The organism is Streptosporangium sp. DT93, assembly GCF_049844535.1.
In the GTDB taxonomy this organism is placed as follows: Bacteria; Actinomycetota; Actinomycetes; order Streptosporangiales; family Streptosporangiaceae; genus Streptosporangium.
The window spans coordinates 251,320-271,886 of record NZ_JBNCLF010000006.1 but is presented as its reverse complement, the minus strand read 5'-3'; the positions used below and the strand labels follow the sequence as shown (position 1 = coordinate 271,886).

Annotated in this window: 16 protein-coding genes and 1 pseudogene; 9 read left to right on the top strand and 8 right to left on the bottom strand. The window is 73.9% G+C overall.

The window, feature by feature from the left end:
* Positions 1 to 58: 58 nt before the first annotated feature.
* A complete protein-coding gene (locus ACLQ2R_RS15900) occupies positions 59 to 2,440 on the bottom strand; it encodes a HelD family protein (protein ID WP_425960257.1) in 2,382 nt (793 codons plus the stop codon).
* Between the two features lie 261 nt (positions 2,441 to 2,701).
* Between ACLQ2R_RS15900 and ACLQ2R_RS15895 the strand changes: the two genes are divergently transcribed.
* From ACLQ2R_RS15895 to ACLQ2R_RS15885, 3 genes are all read left to right on the top strand, one after another.
* A complete protein-coding gene (locus tag ACLQ2R_RS15895; RefSeq protein ID WP_425960256.1) occupies positions 2,702 to 3,961 on the top strand; it encodes an ROK family transcriptional regulator in 1,260 nt (419 codons plus the stop codon).
* A 268-nt stretch (positions 3,962 to 4,229) separates the two neighbouring features.
* Positions 4,230 to 5,489 (top strand): 6-phospho-beta-glucosidase, encoded by a 1,260-nt coding sequence (locus tag ACLQ2R_RS15890; protein WP_425960255.1) that lies wholly within the window; start codon positions 4,230 to 4,232, stop codon positions 5,487 to 5,489.
* Positions 5,486 to 6,457, top strand: a complete 972-nt coding sequence (locus ACLQ2R_RS15885; protein WP_425960254.1) for an N-acetylglucosamine kinase — start codon at positions 5,486 to 5,488, stop codon at positions 6,455 to 6,457. Before ACLQ2R_RS15890 ends, ACLQ2R_RS15885 begins: the two co-directional genes overlap by 4 nt.
* 156 nt (positions 6,458 to 6,613) lie before the next feature.
* Here the strand turns inward: ACLQ2R_RS15885 and ACLQ2R_RS15880 are convergent, their stop codons facing one another.
* Positions 6,614 to 8,002: a PLP-dependent aminotransferase family protein gene (locus ACLQ2R_RS15880; RefSeq protein WP_425960253.1), complete on the bottom strand. Its 1,389-nt coding sequence runs from the start codon at positions 8,000 to 8,002 to the stop codon at positions 6,614 to 6,616.
* 22 nt (positions 8,003 to 8,024) lie between these two features.
* Between ACLQ2R_RS15880 and ACLQ2R_RS15875 the strand changes: the two genes are divergently transcribed.
* Positions 8,025 to 9,263: an aminotransferase class V-fold PLP-dependent enzyme gene (locus tag ACLQ2R_RS15875; protein ID WP_425960252.1), complete on the top strand. Its 1,239-nt coding sequence runs from the start codon at positions 8,025 to 8,027 to the stop codon at positions 9,261 to 9,263.
* 427 nt (positions 9,264 to 9,690) lie between these two features.
* On the opposite strand, the gene ACLQ2R_RS15870 is transcribed toward ACLQ2R_RS15875, so the two are convergent.
* A complete protein-coding gene (locus ACLQ2R_RS15870) occupies positions 9,691 to 9,804 on the bottom strand; it encodes an AsnC family transcriptional regulator (protein WP_425960251.1) in 114 nt (37 codons plus the stop codon).
* A gap of 93 nt (positions 9,805 to 9,897) precedes the next feature.
* Between ACLQ2R_RS15870 and ACLQ2R_RS15865 the strand changes: the two genes are divergently transcribed.
* Together ACLQ2R_RS15865 and ACLQ2R_RS15860 are read left to right on the top strand one after the other, a co-directional pair.
* A complete protein-coding gene (locus ACLQ2R_RS15865) occupies positions 9,898 to 10,338 on the top strand; it encodes an LLM class flavin-dependent oxidoreductase (RefSeq protein ID WP_425960250.1) in 441 nt (146 codons plus the stop codon).
* Positions 10,328 to 10,753 carry a nucleoside deaminase gene (locus tag ACLQ2R_RS15860; RefSeq protein WP_425960249.1) on the top strand — a complete coding sequence of 142 codons (426 nt, stop codon included), beginning with the start codon at positions 10,328 to 10,330 and terminating at the stop codon, positions 10,751 to 10,753. Before ACLQ2R_RS15865 ends, ACLQ2R_RS15860 begins: the two co-directional genes overlap by 11 nt.
* Positions 10,754 to 10,859: 106 nt before the next feature.
* Here the strand turns inward: ACLQ2R_RS15860 and ACLQ2R_RS15855 are convergent, their stop codons facing one another.
* The 3 genes from ACLQ2R_RS15855 to ACLQ2R_RS15845 all read right to left on the bottom strand — a co-directional run bounded on the left by ACLQ2R_RS15855 (position 10,860) and on the right by ACLQ2R_RS15845 (position 14,203).
* Positions 10,860 to 11,795, bottom strand: a complete 936-nt coding sequence (locus ACLQ2R_RS15855; RefSeq protein WP_425960248.1) for a nucleoside hydrolase — start codon at positions 11,793 to 11,795, stop codon at positions 10,860 to 10,862.
* A 100-nt stretch (positions 11,796 to 11,895) separates the two neighbouring features.
* A complete protein-coding gene (locus ACLQ2R_RS15850; RefSeq protein ID WP_425960247.1) occupies positions 11,896 to 12,381 on the bottom strand; it encodes an Lrp/AsnC family transcriptional regulator in 486 nt (161 codons plus the stop codon).
* A gap of 46 nt (positions 12,382 to 12,427) precedes the next feature.
* Complete coding sequence (locus ACLQ2R_RS15845; protein WP_425960246.1) at positions 12,428 to 14,203, bottom strand: sensor histidine kinase; 1,776 nt, start codon at positions 14,201 to 14,203, stop codon at positions 12,428 to 12,430.
* Between the two features lie 149 nt (positions 14,204 to 14,352).
* On the opposite strand from ACLQ2R_RS15845, the pseudogene ACLQ2R_RS15840 reads away from it, so the two are divergent.
* From ACLQ2R_RS15840 to ACLQ2R_RS15830, 3 genes and pseudogenes are all read left to right on the top strand, one after another.
* Positions 14,353 to 15,460, top strand: a pseudogene (locus ACLQ2R_RS15840) (RNA-guided endonuclease InsQ/TnpB family protein).
* 311 nt (positions 15,461 to 15,771) lie between these two features.
* On the top strand, positions 15,772 to 16,236 hold the full coding sequence (locus ACLQ2R_RS15835) for a pirin family protein (protein WP_425960245.1): 465 nt from the start codon (positions 15,772 to 15,774) through the stop codon (positions 16,234 to 16,236).
* A gap of 25 nt (positions 16,237 to 16,261) precedes the next feature.
* A complete protein-coding gene (locus ACLQ2R_RS15830) occupies positions 16,262 to 17,671 on the top strand; it encodes a dihydrolipoyl dehydrogenase family protein (protein WP_425960244.1) in 1,410 nt (469 codons plus the stop codon).
* A gap of 273 nt (positions 17,672 to 17,944) precedes the next feature.
* On the opposite strand, the gene ACLQ2R_RS15825 is transcribed toward ACLQ2R_RS15830, so the two are convergent.
* Both ACLQ2R_RS15825 and ACLQ2R_RS15820 read right to left on the bottom strand, forming a co-directional pair.
* Entirely contained in the window at positions 17,945 to 19,114 is a 1,170-nt protein-coding gene (locus ACLQ2R_RS15825) for an acyl-CoA dehydrogenase family protein (RefSeq protein ID WP_425960243.1), read from the bottom strand.
* Between the two features lie 281 nt (positions 19,115 to 19,395).
* Positions 19,396 to 20,511, bottom strand: a complete 1,116-nt coding sequence (locus ACLQ2R_RS15820; RefSeq protein WP_425960242.1) for a M24 family metallopeptidase — start codon at positions 20,509 to 20,511, stop codon at positions 19,396 to 19,398.
* Positions 20,512 to 20,567: the final 56 nt, after the last annotated feature.

Here is a 20,567-nt window from a genome sequence, read left to right as displayed (position 1 = left end):
CAGCGGAAACACCAAGTTTTCGCAGCTAGGACATGATCGACGAGAGCCGTCAATGGTCTCATGTGATCCGATGTCCCTCAAGTCGAGCGAGGGCGGCGGGAAGCGGGCCGTCGTGCACGACGCCAAGGCGCCGGGTGGCGCGGGTCAGCGCCACGTAAAGGTCGCTGGCCCCGCGCGTGGACTCCTCCAGGATGAGCTCCGGCTCGACCACGATGACCGCGTCGAACTCCAGCCCCTTGGCCTCGGTGGCGGTCAGCACCGCCACCTGCGCGTCCAGCGCGGCGGCGCCGGGCCCGGCGGTCGCGCCCCCGACCGAGGCGAGGACGACCTCGCCGAACTCGGCGGCCCGCGACTCGGGGACGATCACGACGAGCCGTCCCCCCTCGACGATCTCGGCCTTGACCAGGTCGCCGAGCCGGCCCGTCGGGGAGGCCGCCCAGGGGTGCGTGCCGGTCTCCCTGACCGAGGTCGGGGCGGTCAGGTCCGGGCCGACCAGGGTGAGCACGTCGGCGGCCACGGCCATCAGCTCGGAGGGGGTGCGGTAGTTGACGGTGAGGGTCTCCTCGCGCCACCGCCCGGCCACGTACGGGTCCAGGACGGCTCCCCAGGAGCGCGCCCCGGCCGACGCCCCGGTCTGGGCCAGGTCGCCGACGATCGTCATCGACCGGGTCGGGCAGCGCCGCATGAGCATCCGCCAGTCCATCGCGGACAGCTCCTGCGCCTCGTCCACGATGACGTGGCCGAAGGCCCAGGTGCGGTCGGCGGCGGCGCGCTCGGCCGTGGTCAGGAAGACGTCGTCGCCGAGGTGGCGGGAGGCGAACCGCTCGGCGTCCATGATGTCGGACAGCCCGGTCATCTCCAGCACCTCCTTGGCGTAGGCGAGCTGGTGCTGCCGCTCGTCGAGCGCGGCGGCGCGCCGGGCGGCCTGTTCCTCCTCGGCCATCCAGGCGCCGGCCCGCAGCACCGCCGGGTCGATGTCGCCGAGCAGCTCGGCCGCCTCGTCCAGCAGCGGCACGTCGGACTCGGCCCACCAGTTCTCCCCCTGGCGGGGCGGCTCGCGCAGCAGCAGCTCCCGCTCGGACGCGCCGAACCCGTCGGCGGCGTAGTCCAGGCGCTCGCGGGAGGTGAACAGCCCGATCAGCAGTTGCTGCGGGGTGACGTAGGGCCACAGGCGGTTCAGCGCGGCCTTGACGGGACGCTCGGTGCGCAGCTCCTCGCGCAGGTCGGCCAGCTCGTCGTCGTCGATCATGCCCTTGCCGAGCTGCCGGGCCGCCTGGCGGGCGAGCGCGTTGAGCAGGTGGCGGACGAAGACCGAGCGGGCCTCGTTGTGGGCCCTCTTGGAGCGGGACGCCCGGTTGCGGGCCGCCTCCAGGACGCTGCCCTCCAGCCGGAGCGTGTAGCGGTCGAGCTTGATCTCCAGCGCCTTGCGCGGCACCCGCTGGCGCTCGCGCACGGCCCGCGCGACGACCTGGGCCATCCGGACGTCGCCCTTGACCGCGGCGACCTCGGGACGCTCCCTGCGGCCGGGGACGACGCCCGGGTACAGCTCGGAGACGGTCGACAGCAGCACGTCGGTCTCGCCCAGGGAGGGCAGCACCTGCTCGATGTAGCGCAGGAAGGTCAGGTTGGGCCCGAGGATGAGCACGCCCCTGCGGGCCAGCTTCTCCCGGTGGGTGTAGAGCAGGTAGGCGGCGCGGTGCAGCGCGACCACGGTCTTGCCGGTGCCGGGGCCGCCCTGCACGACCAGCACGCCGTTCAGGTCGGAGCGGATGATGCGGTCCTGCTCGGACTGGATGGTGGCCACGATGTCGCGCATCCGGCCGGTGCGCCGGGCGGCCAGCGACGCCAGCAGCGCGGCCTCGCCGTTGAGGGTGGCCGCGGCCTCGTCGGTGAGGGCGTCGAGGTCCAGCAGGTCGTCGTCGATCCCGATCACCGTGCGACCCTTGGTCTGCAGGTGACGGCGGCGGGTGACGCCCATCGAGGCGGCTGGGGTGGCGCCGTAGAAGGGCTGCGCCACCGGGGCGCGCCAGTCGATCAGCAGGCGGCGCTGGTCGTCGTCGGCCATGCCGATCCGGCCGATGTAGAGGGAGGTGGCGTCGGTGTTGTCGAGCCTGCCGAAGCACAGGCCGTTCTCGACCGCCCAGAGGCGGCCCAGGCGTTCGGCGTACATCCCGGCGAAGCTGTCGCGCTCGGAGCGGTTCTGGTGGGTGCCGCCGCTGCCGCCCTGCGCCAGGACGCCGTCCAGCTGCCGCTGGGTGCGCTCACGCAGCAGATCGAGCCGCCGGTAGAGCCCGGAAACGTACTCCTGCTCCCTGGCCAGCTCGATTTGACGGGTTGCCGTCGCTCCGTTATCGTTGCTAGTAATGGGACACTCCGGGCCATTCTGCTGGTTGTTATGACAAACAACTACCCTAGCAGGTCCGTCGAGAAGTTTACCCACCCCTCCGCCGTCACAGCTTGATTGCGGCGCCGCCCTCCCGCTTGACGAGAATCCGCACGCCTCCCTAGATTCGCTCCAAGTTAGGAAACTTTCCTAACTTGGATGCGCTCGCGGCGGTCAGGTCGTACCAGGCCGTACCAGGCCGTACGCGGAGGGCGGGCCCCGCACGGAGACCGGACCGTCCGTAGAGGGCGGGCCGCCCGCGGAGGGCAGGCCGCCCGCGGCCGGGACGCATCGCCGGCACCGGAACGCGGAGGACCAGTGAACCAGCCGACGCCCGGCACCCCCCGTCTGCTGCGCGCCATCAACGACCGCGCCGCCCTGCGGGCGCTGCTGGAGCGCGGCCCGCTGACCCGCCCGGAGATCGGCGCCCTCACCGGCCTGTCCAAGCCCACCGCCTCCCAGCTCCTGATCCGCCTGCAGGAGGCCGGCCTGGTCGTGCTCGACGGCATCCGCGAGGGGCTGCCGGGCCGCACCGCCGAGGTCTACCGGCTCAACCCGACCGCGGCCCACGTCGCCGCGCTGGACGTCACGCGGGCGGGCGTCCACGTCAGGATCGCCGACATCACCGGCACCGTCGCCGGCGAGTACCACCTGCCCACCCCGGGCCGCTCCGGGGGCGACCCCGTCGGGCGGGTCCGCGCCGCGCTGGAGGGCGCCGGAGCCTCGGCGGCGAGGCCGGGAACGGCGACGGCGGTCCGAACGGCGGCGACGGCGGCCCCGGTGGTGATCAGGCGCGCGGTCATCGGCGTGGAGGGGGCCGTCGACCCCGGCACCGGCCGGCTGGCCTACGCCACCAGCGAGGACATGCCCGGCTGGCAGATCCCCGACCTGGTCAGCACGCTGAGCGACGGCCTCGGCGTGCCCGTCGCCGTCGAGAACAACGTCAACCTCGTCGCCCAGGCCGAGCAGGCGCACGGCGCGGGCCGGGGCCACCGGGACTTCGTGCTGCTCTGGGCCGGCGAGGGCCTCGGCTCGGCCCTGGTGCTCGGCGGCCGGCTGCACCGGGGCGCCACCGGCGGCGCCGGAGAGGTCGGCTACATGCCCACCCCCGGCGCGCCGACCGCCAGGGAGACCGGCCGTTATGCCAACCACGGCTACCAGGCCCTCACCGGCGGCCCCGCGGTCCTGAGGATCCTCAGGTCGTACGGGGTGCGCGGGGGCGACCCTGCGCGGGCCGTGCGCAACGCCGTGCGGGCCGCCGCGTCCGCGGGTGGACGCGGCGCCCGCGCCGGCGACGCGCGCGCCGGGCTGCTCGACGTCGCCTCCCGGCTGGCCCTGGGGCTGGCCGCGATCACCTCCGTCGTCGACCCCGAGATCATCGTGCTGACCGGCGGGACCCTGCTGGCCGGCGGCGAGACCCTGCGCGAGCTCGTCGAGCACGAGCTGCACGCCCTGACGATCCCCCGGCCGCCGCTGGTGCTGTCGACCGTGGAGGGCAACCCCGTCCTCGCCGGTGCCCTCGACCTCGCCCTGGCGGGCGCCCGAGAGGAGGTCTTCGGCTCCGCCGTCCCTCCCTGACCCCCGCGCCTTCCCGGAACCGCGACGGCGGGCCTGTTCCGGCTCCCCTCCCGCTGGGACGATGACCACGGTCCGCTGTCCCGCTCCACCCCCATCCCATGAGGCGAACCGGACGCTCTCCCCCGGGCCCGCGTCCTTCCGGGCACCGCACGGCGTGCGGTGGACCCTCACCATGGCGGCGAGCCGCTCGTCATGGCCCCGGTGCTCGTCATGTCCCCCTCGCCCGGAGGGTTCTCGTCCAGGGCGCCACGCCGAAGGAGTCAACAAGGTGAAACTCGCCGTTGTCGGGGGCGGCTCGACGTACACGCCGGAGCTGATCGACGGGTTCGCGCGGCTGCGCGACGAGCTGCCGCTGACCGAGATCGCGCTGGTCGATCCGGACGCGCGCCGGCTGGGCCTCGTCGCGGGGATGGCCCGCCGGATGCTGGCGCGGGCCGCGCATCCGGCCCCGGTCGTCGCGACCACCTCGGTCGAGGAGGGCGTCGCCGGGGCCGGAGCCGTCCTGCTGCAGCTGCGCGTCGGCGGCCAGGCCGCGCGCGACGTGGACGAGACGCTGCCGCTGGAGTGCGGCTGCGTCGGGCAGGAGACGACCGGCGCGGGCGGTCTCGCCAAGGCGCTGCGCACGGTGCCGGTGGTGCTCGACATCGCCGAGAAGGTCCGCAGGCACGCGCCCGGCGCGTGGATCGTCGACTTCACCAACCCGGTCGGCATCGTCACCAGGGCGCTGCTGGAGGCCGGGCACCGGGCCATCGGCCTGTGCAACGTGGCCATCGGCTTCCAGCGCCGCTTCGCCGAGGACCTGGGCGTCGCCCCCGGGCGGATCTCCCTGGGCCACGTCGGACTGAACCACCTCACCTGGGAGCGGGCCGTCCACCTCGACGGGCGGGACGTGCTGCCGGAGCTGCTGGAGAGCCACGGCGAGAGGATCGCCGAGAAGGTCGGCCTGCCCGCCGCGCTGATCCGCCGGCTGGGCGTGGTCCCCTCCTACTACCTGCGCTACTTCTACGAGCACGACCGGGTCGTGGCCGAGCAGCGCACGAAACCCTCGCGCGCGGCCGAGGTGGCGGCCATGGAGACCGAGCTGCTGAGGCTGTACGCCGACCCCGCGGTGGACACCAAGCCCGAGCTGCTGGAACGGCGCGGCGGCGCCTTCTACTCGGAGGCGGCGGTGGCGCTGATCGCCTCGCTGGTGAATGATCGCGGCGACACCCAGGTCGTCAACCTGCGCAACGGCGGCACGCTGCCGTTCCTGCCCGACGAGGCCGTCATCGAGGTGCCGGCCACGGTCACCGCGGCCGGCGCGACCGCGCTGCCGGTGGAGCCGGTGGAGCCGCTCTTCGCCGGGCTGATCGCGCACGTCACCGCGTACGAGACGCTGGCGCTGGAGGCGGCGCTGCACGGCGGCGAGGAGCGCGTCGCCGACGCGCTGCTGGCGCACCCGCTGGTCGGGCAGTTCCCGCTCTCCGGCGACCTGGCGCGGCGCCTGGTCGAGGCCAACCGCGTCCACCTGCCCTGGGCGACCGCGTGAGGACGACGCTGGCGGTCGACGGGGGCAACAGCAAGACCGACGTCGCGCTGGTCGCCGAGGACGGCTCGGTCCTGGCCACCGGGCGCGGCGCCGCGTTCCAGCCGCAGACCGCCGGGGTGGCGCGCGCGATCGACGTGCTCGCCGAGGCCGTACGCTCGGCGCTCGGCCCCGGGGCGGTCCCGCCCTACGCCGACCACGTCGCCGCCTACGTCGCGGGCGCGGACCTGCCGGTGGAGGAGGAGGCGCTGCGCGCGGAGATCCTCTCGCGCGGGTACGGCCGGCGGGTGACCGTCGGCAACGACACCTTCGCGCTGCTGCGCGCCGGCGCCTCCGGGCCCGCGGGCGTGGCCGTGGTGTGCGGGGCGGGCGTCAACGCGGTCGCGGTCTCCCCCTCGGGACAGGTGGCGCGCTACCCGGCGCTGGGACGGCTCACCGGCGACTGGGGCGGCGGGCTCGGGCTCGGCGAGGAGGCGCTCTGGCACGCCGTGCGCGCCGAGGACGGCCGGGGCCCGGCCACCGCGCTGGCCGACGCCGTCCGCGGGCACTTCGGCACCCGCACGGTCGAGGAGGTGTCGCTGGCCGTCCACTTCGGCGAGCTGGCCCACGTCCGGCTGAACGAGCTGGCGCCGGTGCTGATGGCGGTCGCCGCCACGGGCGACGAGGTGGCCCGCTCCCTGGTGTCCCGGATGGCCGAGGAGGTCGTCGTGCTCGCGGTGGTCGCGCTGCGCCGCCTGGACCTGCTCGGCGTCCCGATGGAGGTGGTCCTGGGCGGCGGCGTGCTCACCGCCCGCGACCCGCTCATGAGCGGGCTGCTGGAGCGGGGCTTCGCCGAGCGCGCCCCGCACGCCGAGCTGATCGTGGCCGACGCCCCGCCCGTCATGGGCGCCGCGCTGCTGGGACTGGACGCCCTGGGCGCCGGCGAGGAGGCCAGGGCCCGGCTGCGGGCCCGTTTCCACGCCCTCACCTGACGGCCGGCGGAACGGTTCACGGGGCCGGGCCCGCACCGTCCGGGGAGGAGGCGGGGTCGCCGCCGTCCGGGAAGAGACCGGGGCACGCGGGAACAAGGGCCGGGAGAGGGCGAGGAAAAGGGCGGGGAAGAGCCGGGGAGGGCCCGGGAGGGCGTCTCAGACGTGACGCAGCCGGTGCGCCGCCTCCGTCAGCTCGGCGAGGTCGCCCGCCGCCGCGAACCCCAGGCGCAGGAAGGCCGCGGGCGGCTCGGCCGCGAAGTACCGGCGGCCGGCGCCGACGGCGACCTCGTGCCGGCGGGCGGCCCCGGCGATCGCGGTGTCGTCGGCGCCGTCCGGCAGGCGTACCCACAGGTGCAGCCCGCCCGCGGGGATCCGGGTGACGGTCCAGTCCGGCCGCTCCCTGGCGACGGCCGCCGCCAGCTCCGCGCAGCGTTCCCGCAGGGCCGTGCCCAGCGCGCGGACGTGGCGGTCCCACGCCGGTGAGCCGACCAGCTCCAGGGCGGTCTCCTGCAGCGGGCGGGTGACGAAGAAGTCGTCGACCATCCGGACCGCCCTCATCCGTTCCATCACCGGCCCGCGGGCCGCCAGCGCCCCGATGCGCAGGCTGGGGGCCGCGGGCTTGGTGAGCGAGGTCAGGTAGACGACCGTGCCGTCGCGGTCGTCGGCCGCCAGCGGTCGCGGCACCTGACCGCCGTGGCCGAGGTGGCGCGCGAAGTCGTCCTCGACGACGAAGGCGCCCGCGGCCCGGGCCACGTCGAGGACGTACCGGCGGCGCCCGGGTGCCAGCACGACGCCGGTCGGGTTGTGGTGGGCCGGCTGGCAGTAGAACACCCGCGCGCCGGTCATGGCGAACGCCTCGGCCAGCAGGTCGGGCCGCACCCCGTCGTCGTCCAGGGGGACGGGGACGGGACGCAGCCCCGCGCTCCGGGCGGCGGCCAGCGCGCCCGGGTAGGTGGGCGACTCCACCAGGATCGGGCTGCCCGGCCCGGCGATGGCCCGGAACGCCATCGACAGGGCGCTCTGCCCGCCGGCGGTGATCAGCACGTCGTCCGGCGTCATGCCGCCGCCCGCCATGCCGGCGAAGACCGCGCGCAGCGGCGCCAGGCCGTTCGCCGGGGCGCGGTCCCAGGCGTCGGGGCGGCGCCCCGCGCGGGCCAGCGCCGCGCCCAGCGGCCGGGTGGGCCGCAGCGAACGGTGCGGGTAGCCGCCGTCCAGCATGATCGTCCCGGGGGGCGGCGGGCCGAGCGCGTCGGTGAGCGGGCCCGTGTCGACGGTGCGGTCGGTGAGCGCGACCGTCTGCCAGACCGTGTCGGCCCCCCCGGCGCCCCCGCGGGGGCGCGACGCCACGAAGGTGCCACTGCCCGGGAGGGTGACCACGGCGCCCTCGGCGGCCAGCACGGCGATCGCGCGCGAGACCGTCCCCGGGCCGACCCTGTGGTGGCGGATCAGCTCCCGGCTGCTCGGCAGGCGGTCACCGGGTGACAGGCCGGCCAGCAGCTCCCGCAGGCTGGTCACCAGCGATGCGGAAGTGCTACCGTCATTCATGAGAAACGACAGTAGCACTTCTGTGAGCAGGCCGGAATCGCTACCGGACCTCGCCACCCTGCGGGCGGACACGCCGGGCTGCGAGCGGGTCGTCCACTTCAACAACGCCGGCTGCGGGCTGCTGGCCACGCCGGTGCTGACCGCGATGACCGACCACCTGAACCTGGAGGCGCGGATCGGCGGCTACGAGGCCTCGGCCGCCCGCGAGACCGAGGTGCGCGCCTTCTACACGGAGATCGCCGCCCTGATCAACTGCGGGCCGGGCAACGTCGCCTTCGCCGGCAGCGCCACCCACGCCTTCGCCACCGCCCTGTCGGCGATCCCGTTCCAGGCGGGCGACGTCATCCTCACCACCCGCAACGACTTCGTCTCCAACCAGATCGCCTTCCTGTCGCTGCGCAAGCGGTTCGGCGTGGAGATCGTGCACGCGCCCGACGCGCCCGAGGGCGGGGTGGACGTGGCGGCGATGGCCGCGCTGATGCGCGAGCGCCGCCCCCGGCTGGTGACCGCCACCCACATCCCCACCAACTCCGGCCTGGTCCAGCCCGTCGCCGAGATCGGCCGGCACTGCCGCGAGCTGGACCTGCTCTACCTGGTCGACGCCTGCCAGTCGGTGGGCCAGTACCCGGTCGACGTGGCCGAGATCGGCTGCGACCTGCTCACCGCGACCTGCCGCAAGTTCCTGCGCGGCCCCCGCGGCTCGGGCTTCCTGTACGTGTCCGACCGGGTCCTGCGCGCCGGGTACGAGCCGTTGTTCATCGACATGCACGGCGCCCGCTGGGTCGGGCCGGACCGCTACCGGGCCGTGGAGTCGGCGGCCCGGTTCGAGGAGTGGGAGTTCCCCTACGCGACCGTGCTCGGCTGCGCCGCCGCCGCGCGCTACGCCCGCCGGGTCGGCCTCGACGCCATCGCGAGCCGCTCCCCCGCGCTCGGCGCCCGGCTCCGCGACGGCCTCGGCGCCCTCCCCGGGGTACGGACGCTGGATCGCGGCCCGCGGCTGGGCGCCATCGTCACCTTCTCGGTCGAGGGGTGGGAGCCGGGGCCGTTCAAGGCGGCGATGGACGCGCGGGGCGTCAACTCGGCGCTGAGCTTCCGCGAGTTCGCGCGGTTCGACTTCGGCGACAAGGACGTCGACTGGTGCCTGCGGCTGTCGCCGCACTACTACAACACCGAGGAGGAGGTCGACCGGGTCGTCGCCGCGGTCGCGGACCTGCGTCAGGGCGGCCCCGGCGTGACGGGCGCGACCGGCGCACCGGGGTAGGGCTCCGCGGCGTCCGCGGAGCGCCCGGGGCGGTCCACGGGAAGGAGCGTGCCCGCCACACCGTCGGCGAGCACGGCGAGGAAGGCCGCGGCGAGCGCGTCGAACCCGGTGCGCGCGTAGGCGGTGAGGACCGGGGTGACGGCCGGCCTGGGCCGCAGGACGTGGCCCTCGTACCCCTTCGGCAGATGGTGGAGGGGACCAGGGCGGGTCCCAGGCCGGCGGCGGCCAGGGCCGCCTACCAGGACCGGCCCACGTGGGCCGAGCTCGTCCCGCCCAACCTCGCGATGCTGGTCGACGTCGTCGACGCGATCGAGCCGGTAGCGCCCGGCCTGCGGCAGATCAGCCTCATCAGTTACCTCCGAGGAAACCCCCGCCTCCGGGCGGGGGAGGAATCGGACCCCTACGGAGCAGGACAGGAGATGGCGATTCACCGCCAGGCGAACCGCCATATCGAACGTCCCAGCTCGGTGAGGGGGACGCGGCCGTCCCGCTGGAGCTCCGCCAGGATCGCCCGGTCGGTGGTGTCGAGATCCTCGGCCATTCGCCGAACATACCGGCAGATCCACGGTGAGAGCCGCCGACACCGTGAATGTCACCTTCAGGACGGGCATGTCGCCTGGGTATTCTCCTTCCCATGCGACTCGGGGTGAACGTGCCGAACTTCGGGCCGGGGACCGGCCCGGACGTGCTGCGACGCTGGGCGCGGACCGTGGAGGCCCTCGGCTACGACCTGCTGATGATCTCCGACCACGTCGTGGTGACGCCCGACGTCGCCGAGCAGTACCCGGCCCCGTTCTACGAGCCGTTCACCGCGCTCTCCTGGCTGGCCGGCGTCACCGAACGGATCATGCTCGGCACCTCGGTGCTCATCGTGCCCTACCGCCATCCTCTCCTGACGGCCAGGATGGCGGCGAACCTCAACCGTCTCAGCGGCGGCCGGCTGATCCTCGGCGTGGGCGTCGGCTGGGCGCGCCAGGAGTTCGCCGCGCTCGCGACCGTCGCCGACCTGTGGCCCGGGGCGGCCCCCGCCACCCCGTCACCCGTCACCCATGAACGGAGCGATCGTGACACCTGAGGACGAGACCTTCCTGCGCCGGGCCATCGCCCTGGCCGCGCACGCCCGCGCGACCGGGGACGCCCCCTTCGGGTCGCTGCTGGTCGGCCCGGACGGCGACGTGCTGGCCGAGGAGCACAACACGGTCACCAGCGACAACGACATCTCCGCCCATCCCGAGCTGAAGCTGGCCCGCTGGGCCGCCCGCGAGCTGGACCCGGCCGTCGCGGCGGGTACCACCATGTACACCAGCTGCCGGCCCTGCCCCATGTGCCAGGGAGCCGTCGAACGCTCCGGGCTCGGCCGCGTGGTGTACGCGCTGTCCGACGAGCAGTTCGCCACGCTCAAGCCGGGCGGGGGATGGCCCCGGGTGCCCCAGGAGGGCCCTGCCCTGTTCGAGGAGGCACGCGTCCCGGTCGAGGGCTACTACCGCTGACCGCCCCGGCCGAGGGCCTGCGCCACCGGCCGCGCCGTCCGGTGGCCGGGCGCCCCGCCCCGCTCCGGACGCCGGGTCGGCGGGTCGGCGGAACGCCGTCCCGCGCCTACCGTTCGACGGACTCCGCGACGCGGGCGTAGACGTCCAGCAGGAGATCCCAGAAGCGGTCGGTGTCGAGGGTGGTGCCGACAAGGGCGTTGGGGGTGCGGCCCCGGAGGGCGAAGTCGGTCACGGTCATGCCCGAGGTGAAGCGGCCCGCCGTCTCGACGTCGACGACGGCGGGCTCAAGGGTGATCAGTGAGGGGTCGATCAGGTGCGCGATCGCGCAGGCGTCGTGGATCGCGGGACCGCCGTCGGCGGTGATCGTGCCGTGGAACCCCACGCACGGGATGAGCAGCTCGGTGCCGAGCCTGCCCATGGCCTCCATCCGGTCCGCCACGGCCCGCGTGGTCATCGCGCCACGGCTCACGTCGAGGCCGATCATGGTCACCGTCCAGCCGGCCCCGAAGACGATCGCGGCGGCCTCCGGGTCGGCGGCGATGTTGAACTCGGCCGCCGGGGAGAAGTTGCCCCGGGTGTACGACCCGCCGAGGATGGTGAGCCCCCGTGCCCACTCGGTGACGCGAGGTTCCTTGAGCACGGCGAGCGCCACGTTCGTCAGCGGGCCGATGGCGACCAGCGTCACCTCGCCCGGAGCGGCCCGGAGCGTCTCGACGATGAAGTCGACGGCGTGCCCGGCGGCCACGGGGAGCGTCGCCGGGGGCAGCAGCGCGCCTCCCAGACCCGAGTCGCCGTGCACCTCGGCGGCGTTCACCCGGGAACGCAGCAGGGCGCCCGCGCTGCCCGGGGTGACCGGCACGCCGCCGAATCCCAGGAACTCGCGGAGCCGCAGCGCGTTGTCGGTGGTCCTGGCCAGGTCGACGTTGCCGCCGACCGTGGTGATCCCCAGGATCTCCAGCTCGGGACTCCCGTGGGCGAGGACGAGCGCCAGGGCATCGTCGATCCCCGGGTCGCAGTCGATGACGATCTTTTGGGCGGGCACCCGTCGAGTTTGGATCAACCACCCCTGATCCGACAAGTCGGTCATCGACCGATCCAGGTGGTCGTCACCGCCCGCCGGGGGCGGCGGTCACCGGGAGGGGTCAGCCGCGCTCGTCGGCCCTGTCGGGCCTGGGGTCGTCCGGTCCCGCCGGTTCCGGGACGCGGTGCTCGTACGGCGTGCTGAGCACGACCGTCGTGCGGGTGGACACGTTGGCGGAGGCGCGGATCTGGTTGAGCAGTTCCTCCAGGGCGATCGGCGAGGCCACCCGGACCTTGAGGATGTAGCTCTCGTCCCCGGCCACGCTGTGACACGCCTCGATGGCGCTCAGGTGGGCCAGCCGCTCGGGGGCGTCGTCGGCGGCGGCGGGGTCCGTCGGCTTGATGGAGACGAACGCGGTGAGCGACAGCCCGATGGCGTCGTAGTCGACGAGCGCCGCGTAACCGCGGAGCACGCCCCGCTTCTCCAGCCGGCGCACCCGCTGGTGCACCGCCGACACCGACAGCCCGGTCTCCCTGGCGAGATCGGTGAAGCTCATCCGGCCGTCTCTGGCCAGCAGCGTGATGATACGGCGGTCGATCTCCTCCACCCGGTACACGGTAACGGCACCGGGGACCGCGCGCGCCGCCCCGGCGTCACGGTCCCGGCACGGTCCCGCTCCTGTCCGCGCCCGCGGCGGTCCCCTCGGTCACGGCGGTCCCGTCGGCCGTGGTGGCCTCCGTGGTCCCGTCGGTCCCGGTGGCCCCGCCGACCATGGTGGTCCCCGTGGTCATGGTCGCCTCGGTGGTCGTGGCGGCCCCGGTGGTCCCGGCCGCCGCGACCGGCTCGGGCTCCTCCGTGGCGGGCGGCAGGGGCGGGGCGGGCAGCGTGATGACGAAGCGGGCCCCGCCGGTGTACTCGGTGTCGAGCCGGATCGTGCCGCCGTGCTGTTCCACGATCTTCCTGCAGAGCGCCAGGCCGATGCCGGTGCCCTCGTAGGCGTCCCGCTGGTGCAGCCGCTGGAAGATCACGAAGATCTTGTCGGCGAAGTTGGCGGCGATGCCGATGCCGTTGTCGGTCACGGTCATCCGCCACTCCCCCGCCCCGCCGGGCTCCCGCTCCACCCGCTCGGCCTCGATCGTGACCCGGGGCGTGCGGTCGGGGACGCGGAACTTCAGGGAGTTGCCGATGAGGTTCTGCCAGAGCATCACGAACTGCGTCCTGTCGCCGAGGAACACCGGCAGGTCGCCGACCTCCACCTCGGCCCCGGACTCCTCGACCACGGCCGAGAGGTTGGCCAGCGCCCGGTCGACCACGTCGTTGAGGTCCATCTCGACGGGTTCCCTGGTGATGCGTCCCACCCGGGAGAAGGTCAGCAGCTCGTTGATGAGCACCTGCATGCGCTTGGCGCCGTCGACGGCGAAGTCGATGTAGGTGTTGGCCCGCTCGTCGAGCTGGGAGGCGTACCGCTGCTGCAGCATCTGGCAGAAGGAGGCGATCTTCCTCAGCGGTTCCTGCAGGTCGTGCGAGGCCACGTAGGCGAACTGCTCCAGCTCCGCGTTCGAGCGCTTGAGCTCCTCGGCCTGGGCCGCGACCCGCAGCCGGGACTCCCGGGCCTCCTCCAGCTCGGTGACGATGCGCTTGCGCATCGCCTCCATGTCCCCGGCCAGGTCGGCGAGGTCGGACGGGCCCCCGGTGTCGACGTGGTGGTCGAAGTCGCCCATGGTGACCCGGCGGGAGGCCTCCCGCAGCCGGGACAGGGGGGCGAACACCGCGATCCTCAGCAGCACCGCCACGACGACGATGGTGATCAGGAAGGCGGCCAGGATGCCGAAGAAGGTCGCGTCCCTGATCGTGCGGGCCGACTCCAGCTCGGCGCGGGCGTCCAGTCTCGCCTGGGTCCAGGCGTTGTTCTGGGCGTCGAGCGCCTTCCTGACCAGGTCGAAGGAGCTCTTGCTCTCCGCGATCAGCGTCTCGCTCACGCTCTCCGGGCCGGTCTTCCTGGCAGTCTCGATCATCGGTTCGGCGTACCGGGCCCGCCATTCGCCGGCCAGCCTCTCCACGGTGCCGAGTTCCCGCATCGGCGCGGCCCCCGGCACCAGCTCCCTGATCCGCTCCGACACCGCGGACTGCTCCGCGCGCCCTTCGACGTAGGGCTGCAGGAACTCCTCGTTGCCGGTGATGACGAAGCCCCGCATGCCGGTCTCCTGGTCCAGCAGGGTCGCCTGCAGGCGCTCGGCCTGGATCCGGCCCACGGAGATGTGGTCGATCAGGCGGTTGGAGGCCGAGGCCGCGTTCTGCAGGACCGTGGCGCCGACGACCGCGGAGATCCCGAGCAGGACGGCCATGGCGATCAGCACGACGTTGAACCAGGTCTGCGCGCTCCAGCGGCTCTGCCGGGATCGGGAGGGAGCAGCTGTCTCGGTGGTCATCGAATAACTCCCATGGATACTCCGGCCTTCAGGCCGGGGAGGAAACGGGAGCGGGAAGGCGTTTCGGCACCTGAGCATGCCTGGACCCGCTCCACCCGCTTCACCCGTTCCACCCACCAACTAACCGATCTTGCCGTATCGGGTGAAGTATGGCGCAGATCGTGAAGCGGGCCTTCACATTCCGCTTCCACCCCACGAACGAGCAGGCAGCGGAGCTGTCTCGCACGTTCGGCTGCGCCCGCCTGGTCTACAACAAAGCCCTCCAACACCGCACCCACGCCTACACGACCGAAGGCCGCAAGGTCTCCTACGTCGAATCGTCGGCCACGCTGACGCAGTGGAAGAAGACCGAGGACCTCGCGTTCTTGAACGAGGTGTCGTCGGTCCCGCTCCAGCAGGCGCTGCGGCCACCTGCAGGCGGCGTTCGCGAACTTCTTCGCCAAACGCGCCAGATACCCCACGTTCAAGTCCCGCAAGCAGTCGCGGGCGAGCGCGGAGTACACCCGGTCGGCGTTCACCTACCGGGACGGTCAGATCACCCTGGCGAAGATGGACGGACCGCTGAACGTGGTGTGGTCGCGTCCGCTGCCCCAGGGGGCGGACCCGTCCACGGTGACGGTGTCGAAGGACGCGGCCGGGCGGTGGTTCGTGTCCATCCTGTGCGAGGACCGCATCGTTCCGCTCCCCCCGACGACCGCCACGGTCGGCGTGGACGCGGGCATCACGGCACTGGCGACCCTCTCCACCGGAGAGAAGATCGTCAACCCCAGGCACGAGCGGGCCGATCGCAAGAACCTGGCCAAGGCTCAGCGGCGCCTTGCCCGTAAGGAGAAGGGGTCGGCCAACCGGCAGAAGGCGAAACTCAAGGTCGCCCGGGTGCATGCCCGTATCGCCGACCGCAGGCGCGATCATCTGCACAAGGTCACCACGCGTCTCGTCCGTGAGAACCAAACGGTCGTGATCGAAGACCTCACCGTGCGCAACCTGGTCAACAACCACACCCTGGCCCGTGCCGTCTCCGACGCCTCGTGGCGTCAGATGCGCACCATGCTGGAGTACAAGGCCGCCTGGTACGGGCGGGAGCTGCTGGTGGTGGACCGCTGGTTCCCCTCCTCGAAGCTGTGCTCGGCGTGCGGCACCCTCCAGGGATCCATGCCACTGAACGTCCGGGAGTGGACGTGCGCCTGCGGCGCGTCCCACGACCGGGACGTGAACGCCGCGAAGAACGTCCTCGCCGCCGGGCTCGCGGAGAGGTGAAACGCCTGTGGAGCTGACGTAAGACCCCAACGAGAGTCCTCTCTGACGGGCGGTCGGCGCTGAAGCAGGAACCCTCACGGGCGACCGTGGGAACCCCCTCCCCTCAGGGAGGGGAGGATGTCAACGGCCTCTCACTTCGCACGGTGTTCCGTCCCGCTGGCGTCCGGACGTCCGAGAGGTGGACGAAAGATACCGGAACCGGCCCGCGGATCCGTAGCCGGTCCACCCCTTGGTCGGCGCCGCGCGCCCGGGATGCCCGGAACGCCCCGCGCGGTACCGGACCAGCGCGGGCCTCGACGTAGGGTCACCGCATGAGCAACCTGGAGACGGGCCCCCGGGAGGCGGCGGGCGGCGGCCCGGCCGACGTGGTGGCCGAGCCGGTCAGCGAGCTGCTGACCGGCCGTGACGTGTTGCTGGGCGGCCCGCGGTCGATGAGGGTCACCCGGATCCTGCCCAACCGGGACGTGCGGATGGTCGGTGCCTGGTGCTTCGTCGACCACTACGGCCCCGGGTGGGCGACGATGCGCGTCCCGGCGCACCCGCACACCGGCCTGCAGACCGTGAGCTGGCTCCTGGAGGGGGAGATCCTGCACCGCGACAGCCTCGGCAGCGAGCAGACGATCACCCCCGAGGGGACTCAACCTGATGACCGCCGATCGCGCCATCGCCCACGCCTGCCGCCGCCCGGCGCGCCGGGCCCCGTCCGTGAGCCCGCCCGGAGCGGGGGTGCGAAGCTGGTACGACCCCGTGCCGCCGACGCGCCGCGGGGCCGGTGACCGGGTTCTCTATGGGAGGTACGTCGTGTCGGACGAGTTCGACGTGGTGGTGGTGGGCGCGGGCCCGGCGGGCGAGAACGTCGCCGCCCGCGCGGTCAGGGGAGGGCTGACCGCGGCGGTCGTCGAGGGCAACCTGGCCGGCGGGGAGTGCTCGTACTGGGCGTGCATCCCCAGCAAGGCGCTGCTGCGCCCGGTGGACCTGGTCGCCGAGGTATCCCGGGTGCCGGGCCTGACGATCGGGCCGATCGACACCGCCGCCGTGCTCGCCCGGCGCGACGAGGCCGTGTCCCACCTGGACGACGCAGGCCAGGTCGCGTGGATCGAGGGGGTGCCCGCGGAGTTCGTCCGCGGCCACGGGCGGCTGGACGGCCCCAAGCGGGTCACGGTGACCGCGAAGGACGGCTCGGTCCGCACCCTGACCGCCCGTCACGCGGTCGTGCTGGCCACCGGGAGCTCGGCGGCCGTCCCGCCGGTCCCCGGCCTCGCCGAGGCCTCCCCCTGGACGAGCCACGAGGTGACGGCGGCCAGGAGCGTCCCGAGGCGGCTGGCCGTGCTGGGCGGCGGCGTGGTGGCCTGCGAGATGGCCCAGGCCATGCACGGCCTCGGCGCCGCCGAGACGACCGTGCTGGCGCGCGGCGGGCTGCTGGGCAGGATGGAGCCGTTCGCCGGGGAGCTGGTGGCCGCCTCGTTCGCCGAGGCGGGCATCACGGTCCGTACCGGCGTCAAGGTGACGAAGGTCGAGCGGCCCCTGCCCGGCGGCCCGGTGACGGTCCACCTGTCCGAAGGCCCTCCGGTGGAGGCCGACGAGCTGCTGGTGGCCACCGGCAGGCGTCCCGCCACGGGTGACCTCGGCCTGGAGACGGTCGGCCTGGAGGCCGGGAAGAACGTGGAGGTCGGCGACGACATGCGCGCCACCGGCGTCGGCGACGGCTGGCTGTACGCGGTGGGCGACGTCAACGGCCGGGCCCTGCTCACGCACATGGGCAAGTACCAGGCGCGGGTGTGCGGGGACGTCGTCGCCGCGCGCGCCAAGGGCGAGCCGGACGACCTGCCCGCGCTGCGCGACACCGCCGGCGCGTACGGGGCCCCGCAGGTGGTCTTCACCGACCCGCAGGTGTGCGCGGTCGGCCGGACCGAGGCCGAGGCGCGCGACGGAGGGTTCGAGGTGCGCGTGGTCGAGTACGACCTGGGCAACGTGACGGGCGCCTACCTCCAGGGCGAGAACTACCGGGGCAGGGCCAAGGCCGTCGTGGACGAGCGGCGCCGCGTCCTGCTGGGGGTGACGTTCGCCGGGCCGGCCGTGGGCGAGCTGCTGCACGCCGCGACGATCGCGGTCACCGCCGAGGTGCCGCTGGAGCGGCTCTGGCACGCCGTGCCGTCCTTCCCCACGGTCAGCGAGATCTGGCTGCGGCTGCTGGAGGAGTACGGGCTCTGACGCCTCCGGGCGCGGGGCGCCGCCCCTGACGGACGCCCCGCGTCGCGGGGTCCGTCAGGGGGCTCGGAACGAGACACGGAGCGGGCCTCGGTGTCGGAAGGCGGAGCCTCGGGGTGGCTCGGAACGAGACACGGAGCGGGCCTCGGAGGCAGGAGGCAGGGCGTCGGAAGGAGGCAGGGCATCGGAACGGGCCCCGGCGCCCGGCACCCCCGGCCTGCCCTCCCGTCCCACCTGACCTGCCCCTGTCCGCCTACCCCGCCTGACCTGACCGGTTCACCCCGTCTGCCCGGCCTGCTTGGCCAGGGCGCGGCCGATCACCAGGCGCTGGACCTGGTTGGTGCCCTCGACGATCTGCAGGACCTTGGCCTCCCGCAGGTGACGCTCGGCCGGGAAGTCCTCCACGTAGCCGTACCCGCCGAGGACCTGGACGGCGTCGGTGGTGACCTTCATGCACATGTCGGTGGCGAACAGCTTCGCCATCGCCGCCCGCGTGCCGTACGGCCGTCCGGCGTCGCGCAGCCGGGCGGCGTCCAGGTAGAGGGCGCGGGCCGCGGCGATCTGGGTGGCCATGTCGGCGAGCATGAAGCCCACCCCCTGGAAGTCGATGATCCGCGAGCCGAACTGGCGGCGTTCGGCGGCGTAGGCGGTCGCGACGTCGAGGGCGGCCTGGGCCACGCCCACGGCGCAGGCGGCGATGCCGAGCCTGCCGCCGTCCAGCGCGGCCATGGCGATCCGGAAGCCCTCCCCCTCGGCGCCGAGCAGCGCCTCGGGCGGCAGGCGCACCCCGTCGAAGCGGACCTGCGCGGTCGGCGAGGACTTCATGCCCATCTTCCGCTCGGGCGCGCCGAACGACAGTCCCTCGGTGCCGGCGGGCACGTGCAGGCAGGAGATGCCGCGGGCGCCGTCGGCGGAGGTGCGGGCCATCAGCGTGTAGAAGTCGGCGGCTCCGCCGTGGGTGATCCAGGCCTTGACGCCGTCGACGGTGTAACCGTCGTGGCCGTCGGTGCCGGGGACCGCCCTGGTGGTCAGCGCGGCGGCGTCGGAGCCCGACTGCGGCTCCGACAGGCAGTAGGCGCCCAGCCACTCGCCGCCCAGCATCTCGGGCAGCAGCGCGGCGCGCTGGTCGTCCGAGCCGTAGGCGGCCACCGGGAAGCACGACAGGGTGTGGACCGACACCCCGAGGCCGACGGCCAGCCAGCCGGCCGCGAGCTCCTCGATCACCTGCAGGTAGACCTCGTACGGCTGGGCCGCGCCGCCGTGCTCCTCGGGGTAGGGCAGGCCGAGCAGGCCCGCGCGGCCGAGCGTGGCGAACACCTCCCGCGGGAACATGCCGGCGGCCTCGTCGGCCGAGGCGCGGGGCGCGACCTCCTTGGCGATCAGGTCGCGGACCAGGTCCAGCAGGTCATGGGCGTCGCCGGTCGGCAGGACGCGCTCAACGGTCATCTGAATCCTCCAGCGTGAGGACCCCGCCCCGGATCCTTCGGGGAAGGGGGTGGTGTCCGCGTGCTCCAGGTCCTGGCGCGGACGGCGGGACGGCCGGGGTCACCGGCCATCCCGATTCTGGCATCCCCCGGCGGGCGGACGACGCGGGCCGTCGCGTCCCCGCCCTCCCCGCCGTTCCCGCCGGGCGATCGGGCCCGTGCCACCGCGCCGTGCGGCGCCCCGGCGAGGCGTCGTGCGGCACCGCAGCGAGGCGTCGTGCGGCTCCCCGGCGGGGCGTCGCGTCAGGCGACGACGAGCTCGCGGGGACGGTGGTTGACGCGCTCGCCGCCGTCCTCGGTGCAGACGAGGATGTCCTCGATGCGGGCGCCGTGGGCGCCGGGCAGGTAGATGCCCGGCTCGACGGAGAAGGCGAAGCCGGGCGCCAGCGGCTTGGCGTTGCCCGCGACGATGTAGGGCTCCTCGTGGGTCTCCAGGCCGATGCCGTGGCCGGTGCGGTGGATGAAGTACTCGCCGTAGCCCTCCGCGGCGATCACCTCGCGGGCCGCGGCGTCGATCGCCTCGCACGGCACACCGGGCCGCACCGCCTCGCAGGCCGCCTCCTGGGCGCGCCGGAGCACCTCGTAGTACGCCAGGAAGCCCGCCGGGGGCTCGCCGATCGCGTAGACCCGGGTGGAGTCCGAGCAGTAGCCGCTCGGCATCTGGCCGCCGATGTCGACGACGATCGGCTCGCCCTCGGCGACCACCCGGTCCGACAGCTCGTGGTGGGGGCTGGCGCCGTTGGGGCCGGAGCCGACGATGACGAAGTCGACCGTCGAGTGCCCGGCCGCGACGATCGCCTCGGCGATGTCCCTGCCGATCTCCCGCTCGGTCCTGCCGGCTTTGAGGAAGCCGGGCACCTGCGCGTGGACGGCGTCGATCGCGGCGCCCGCCTCGCGCAGCGCGGCCACCTCGGCCGCGCTCTTGCGCATGCGCAGCCCGCGCAGCACCGTGCCGGCGAGCACCTGCTCGGCGCCGGGCATGGCCGCGCGCAGGCGCAGCGACTGCATCGCCCACATCCGGTCGGCCAGGCCGACCCTGCGGGGGGCGCCCAGCCGGGCGGCGACGGTCGCGTAGGGGTCGTCGGTCTCGTCCCAGGGGACGAACTCCAGGCCCAGGCGCGAGGCCGGGGAGTGCTCGGCCGCGGGCAGCTCCAGGCGGGGCACCATCATGAACGCCTCACCGCCGGCGGGGAGCACCAGGCAGGTGAGCCGCTCCAGCGGCAGCGCCTCGTACCCGGTCACGTAGCGCAGGTCGGGACCCGGGGTGAGCAGCAGCGCGTCGAGGCCGGCGGCGGCCGTCGCCTCCCGGGCGGCGGCCAGGCGGGTCACGGGATAGAGGTCAGAGGACTCCGTTGTCACGCCGCCCAATCTAATCCGGGCGGGGCGGCGCCGCACCCGCGGGGCCGGACCGAAAG

What these genes read in the sequence shown, in the direction of transcription:
- ACLQ2R_RS15865 (WP_425960250.1), top strand. Translation starts at nt 9,898, where the DNA reads ATGCGACTCGGGGTGAACGTGCCGAACTTCGGGCCGGGGACCGGCCCG.
- ACLQ2R_RS15880 (WP_425960253.1), bottom strand. Translation starts at nt 8,002, where the DNA reads ATGAATGACGGTAGCACTTCCGCATCGCTGGTGACCAGCCTGCGGGAG.
- ACLQ2R_RS15870 (WP_425960251.1), bottom strand. Translation starts at nt 9,804, where the DNA reads ATGGCCGAGGATCTCGACACCACCGACCGGGCGATCCTGGCGGAGCTC.
- ACLQ2R_RS15835 (WP_425960245.1), top strand. Translation starts at nt 15,772, where the DNA reads ATGAGCAACCTGGAGACGGGCCCCCGGGAGGCGGCGGGCGGCGGCCCG.
- ACLQ2R_RS15825 (WP_425960243.1), bottom strand. Translation starts at nt 19,114, where the DNA reads ATGACCGTTGAGCGCGTCCTGCCGACCGGCGACGCCCATGACCTGCTG.
- ACLQ2R_RS15845 (WP_425960246.1), bottom strand. Translation starts at nt 14,203, where the DNA reads ATGACCACCGAGACAGCTGCTCCCTCCCGATCCCGGCAGAGCCGCTGG.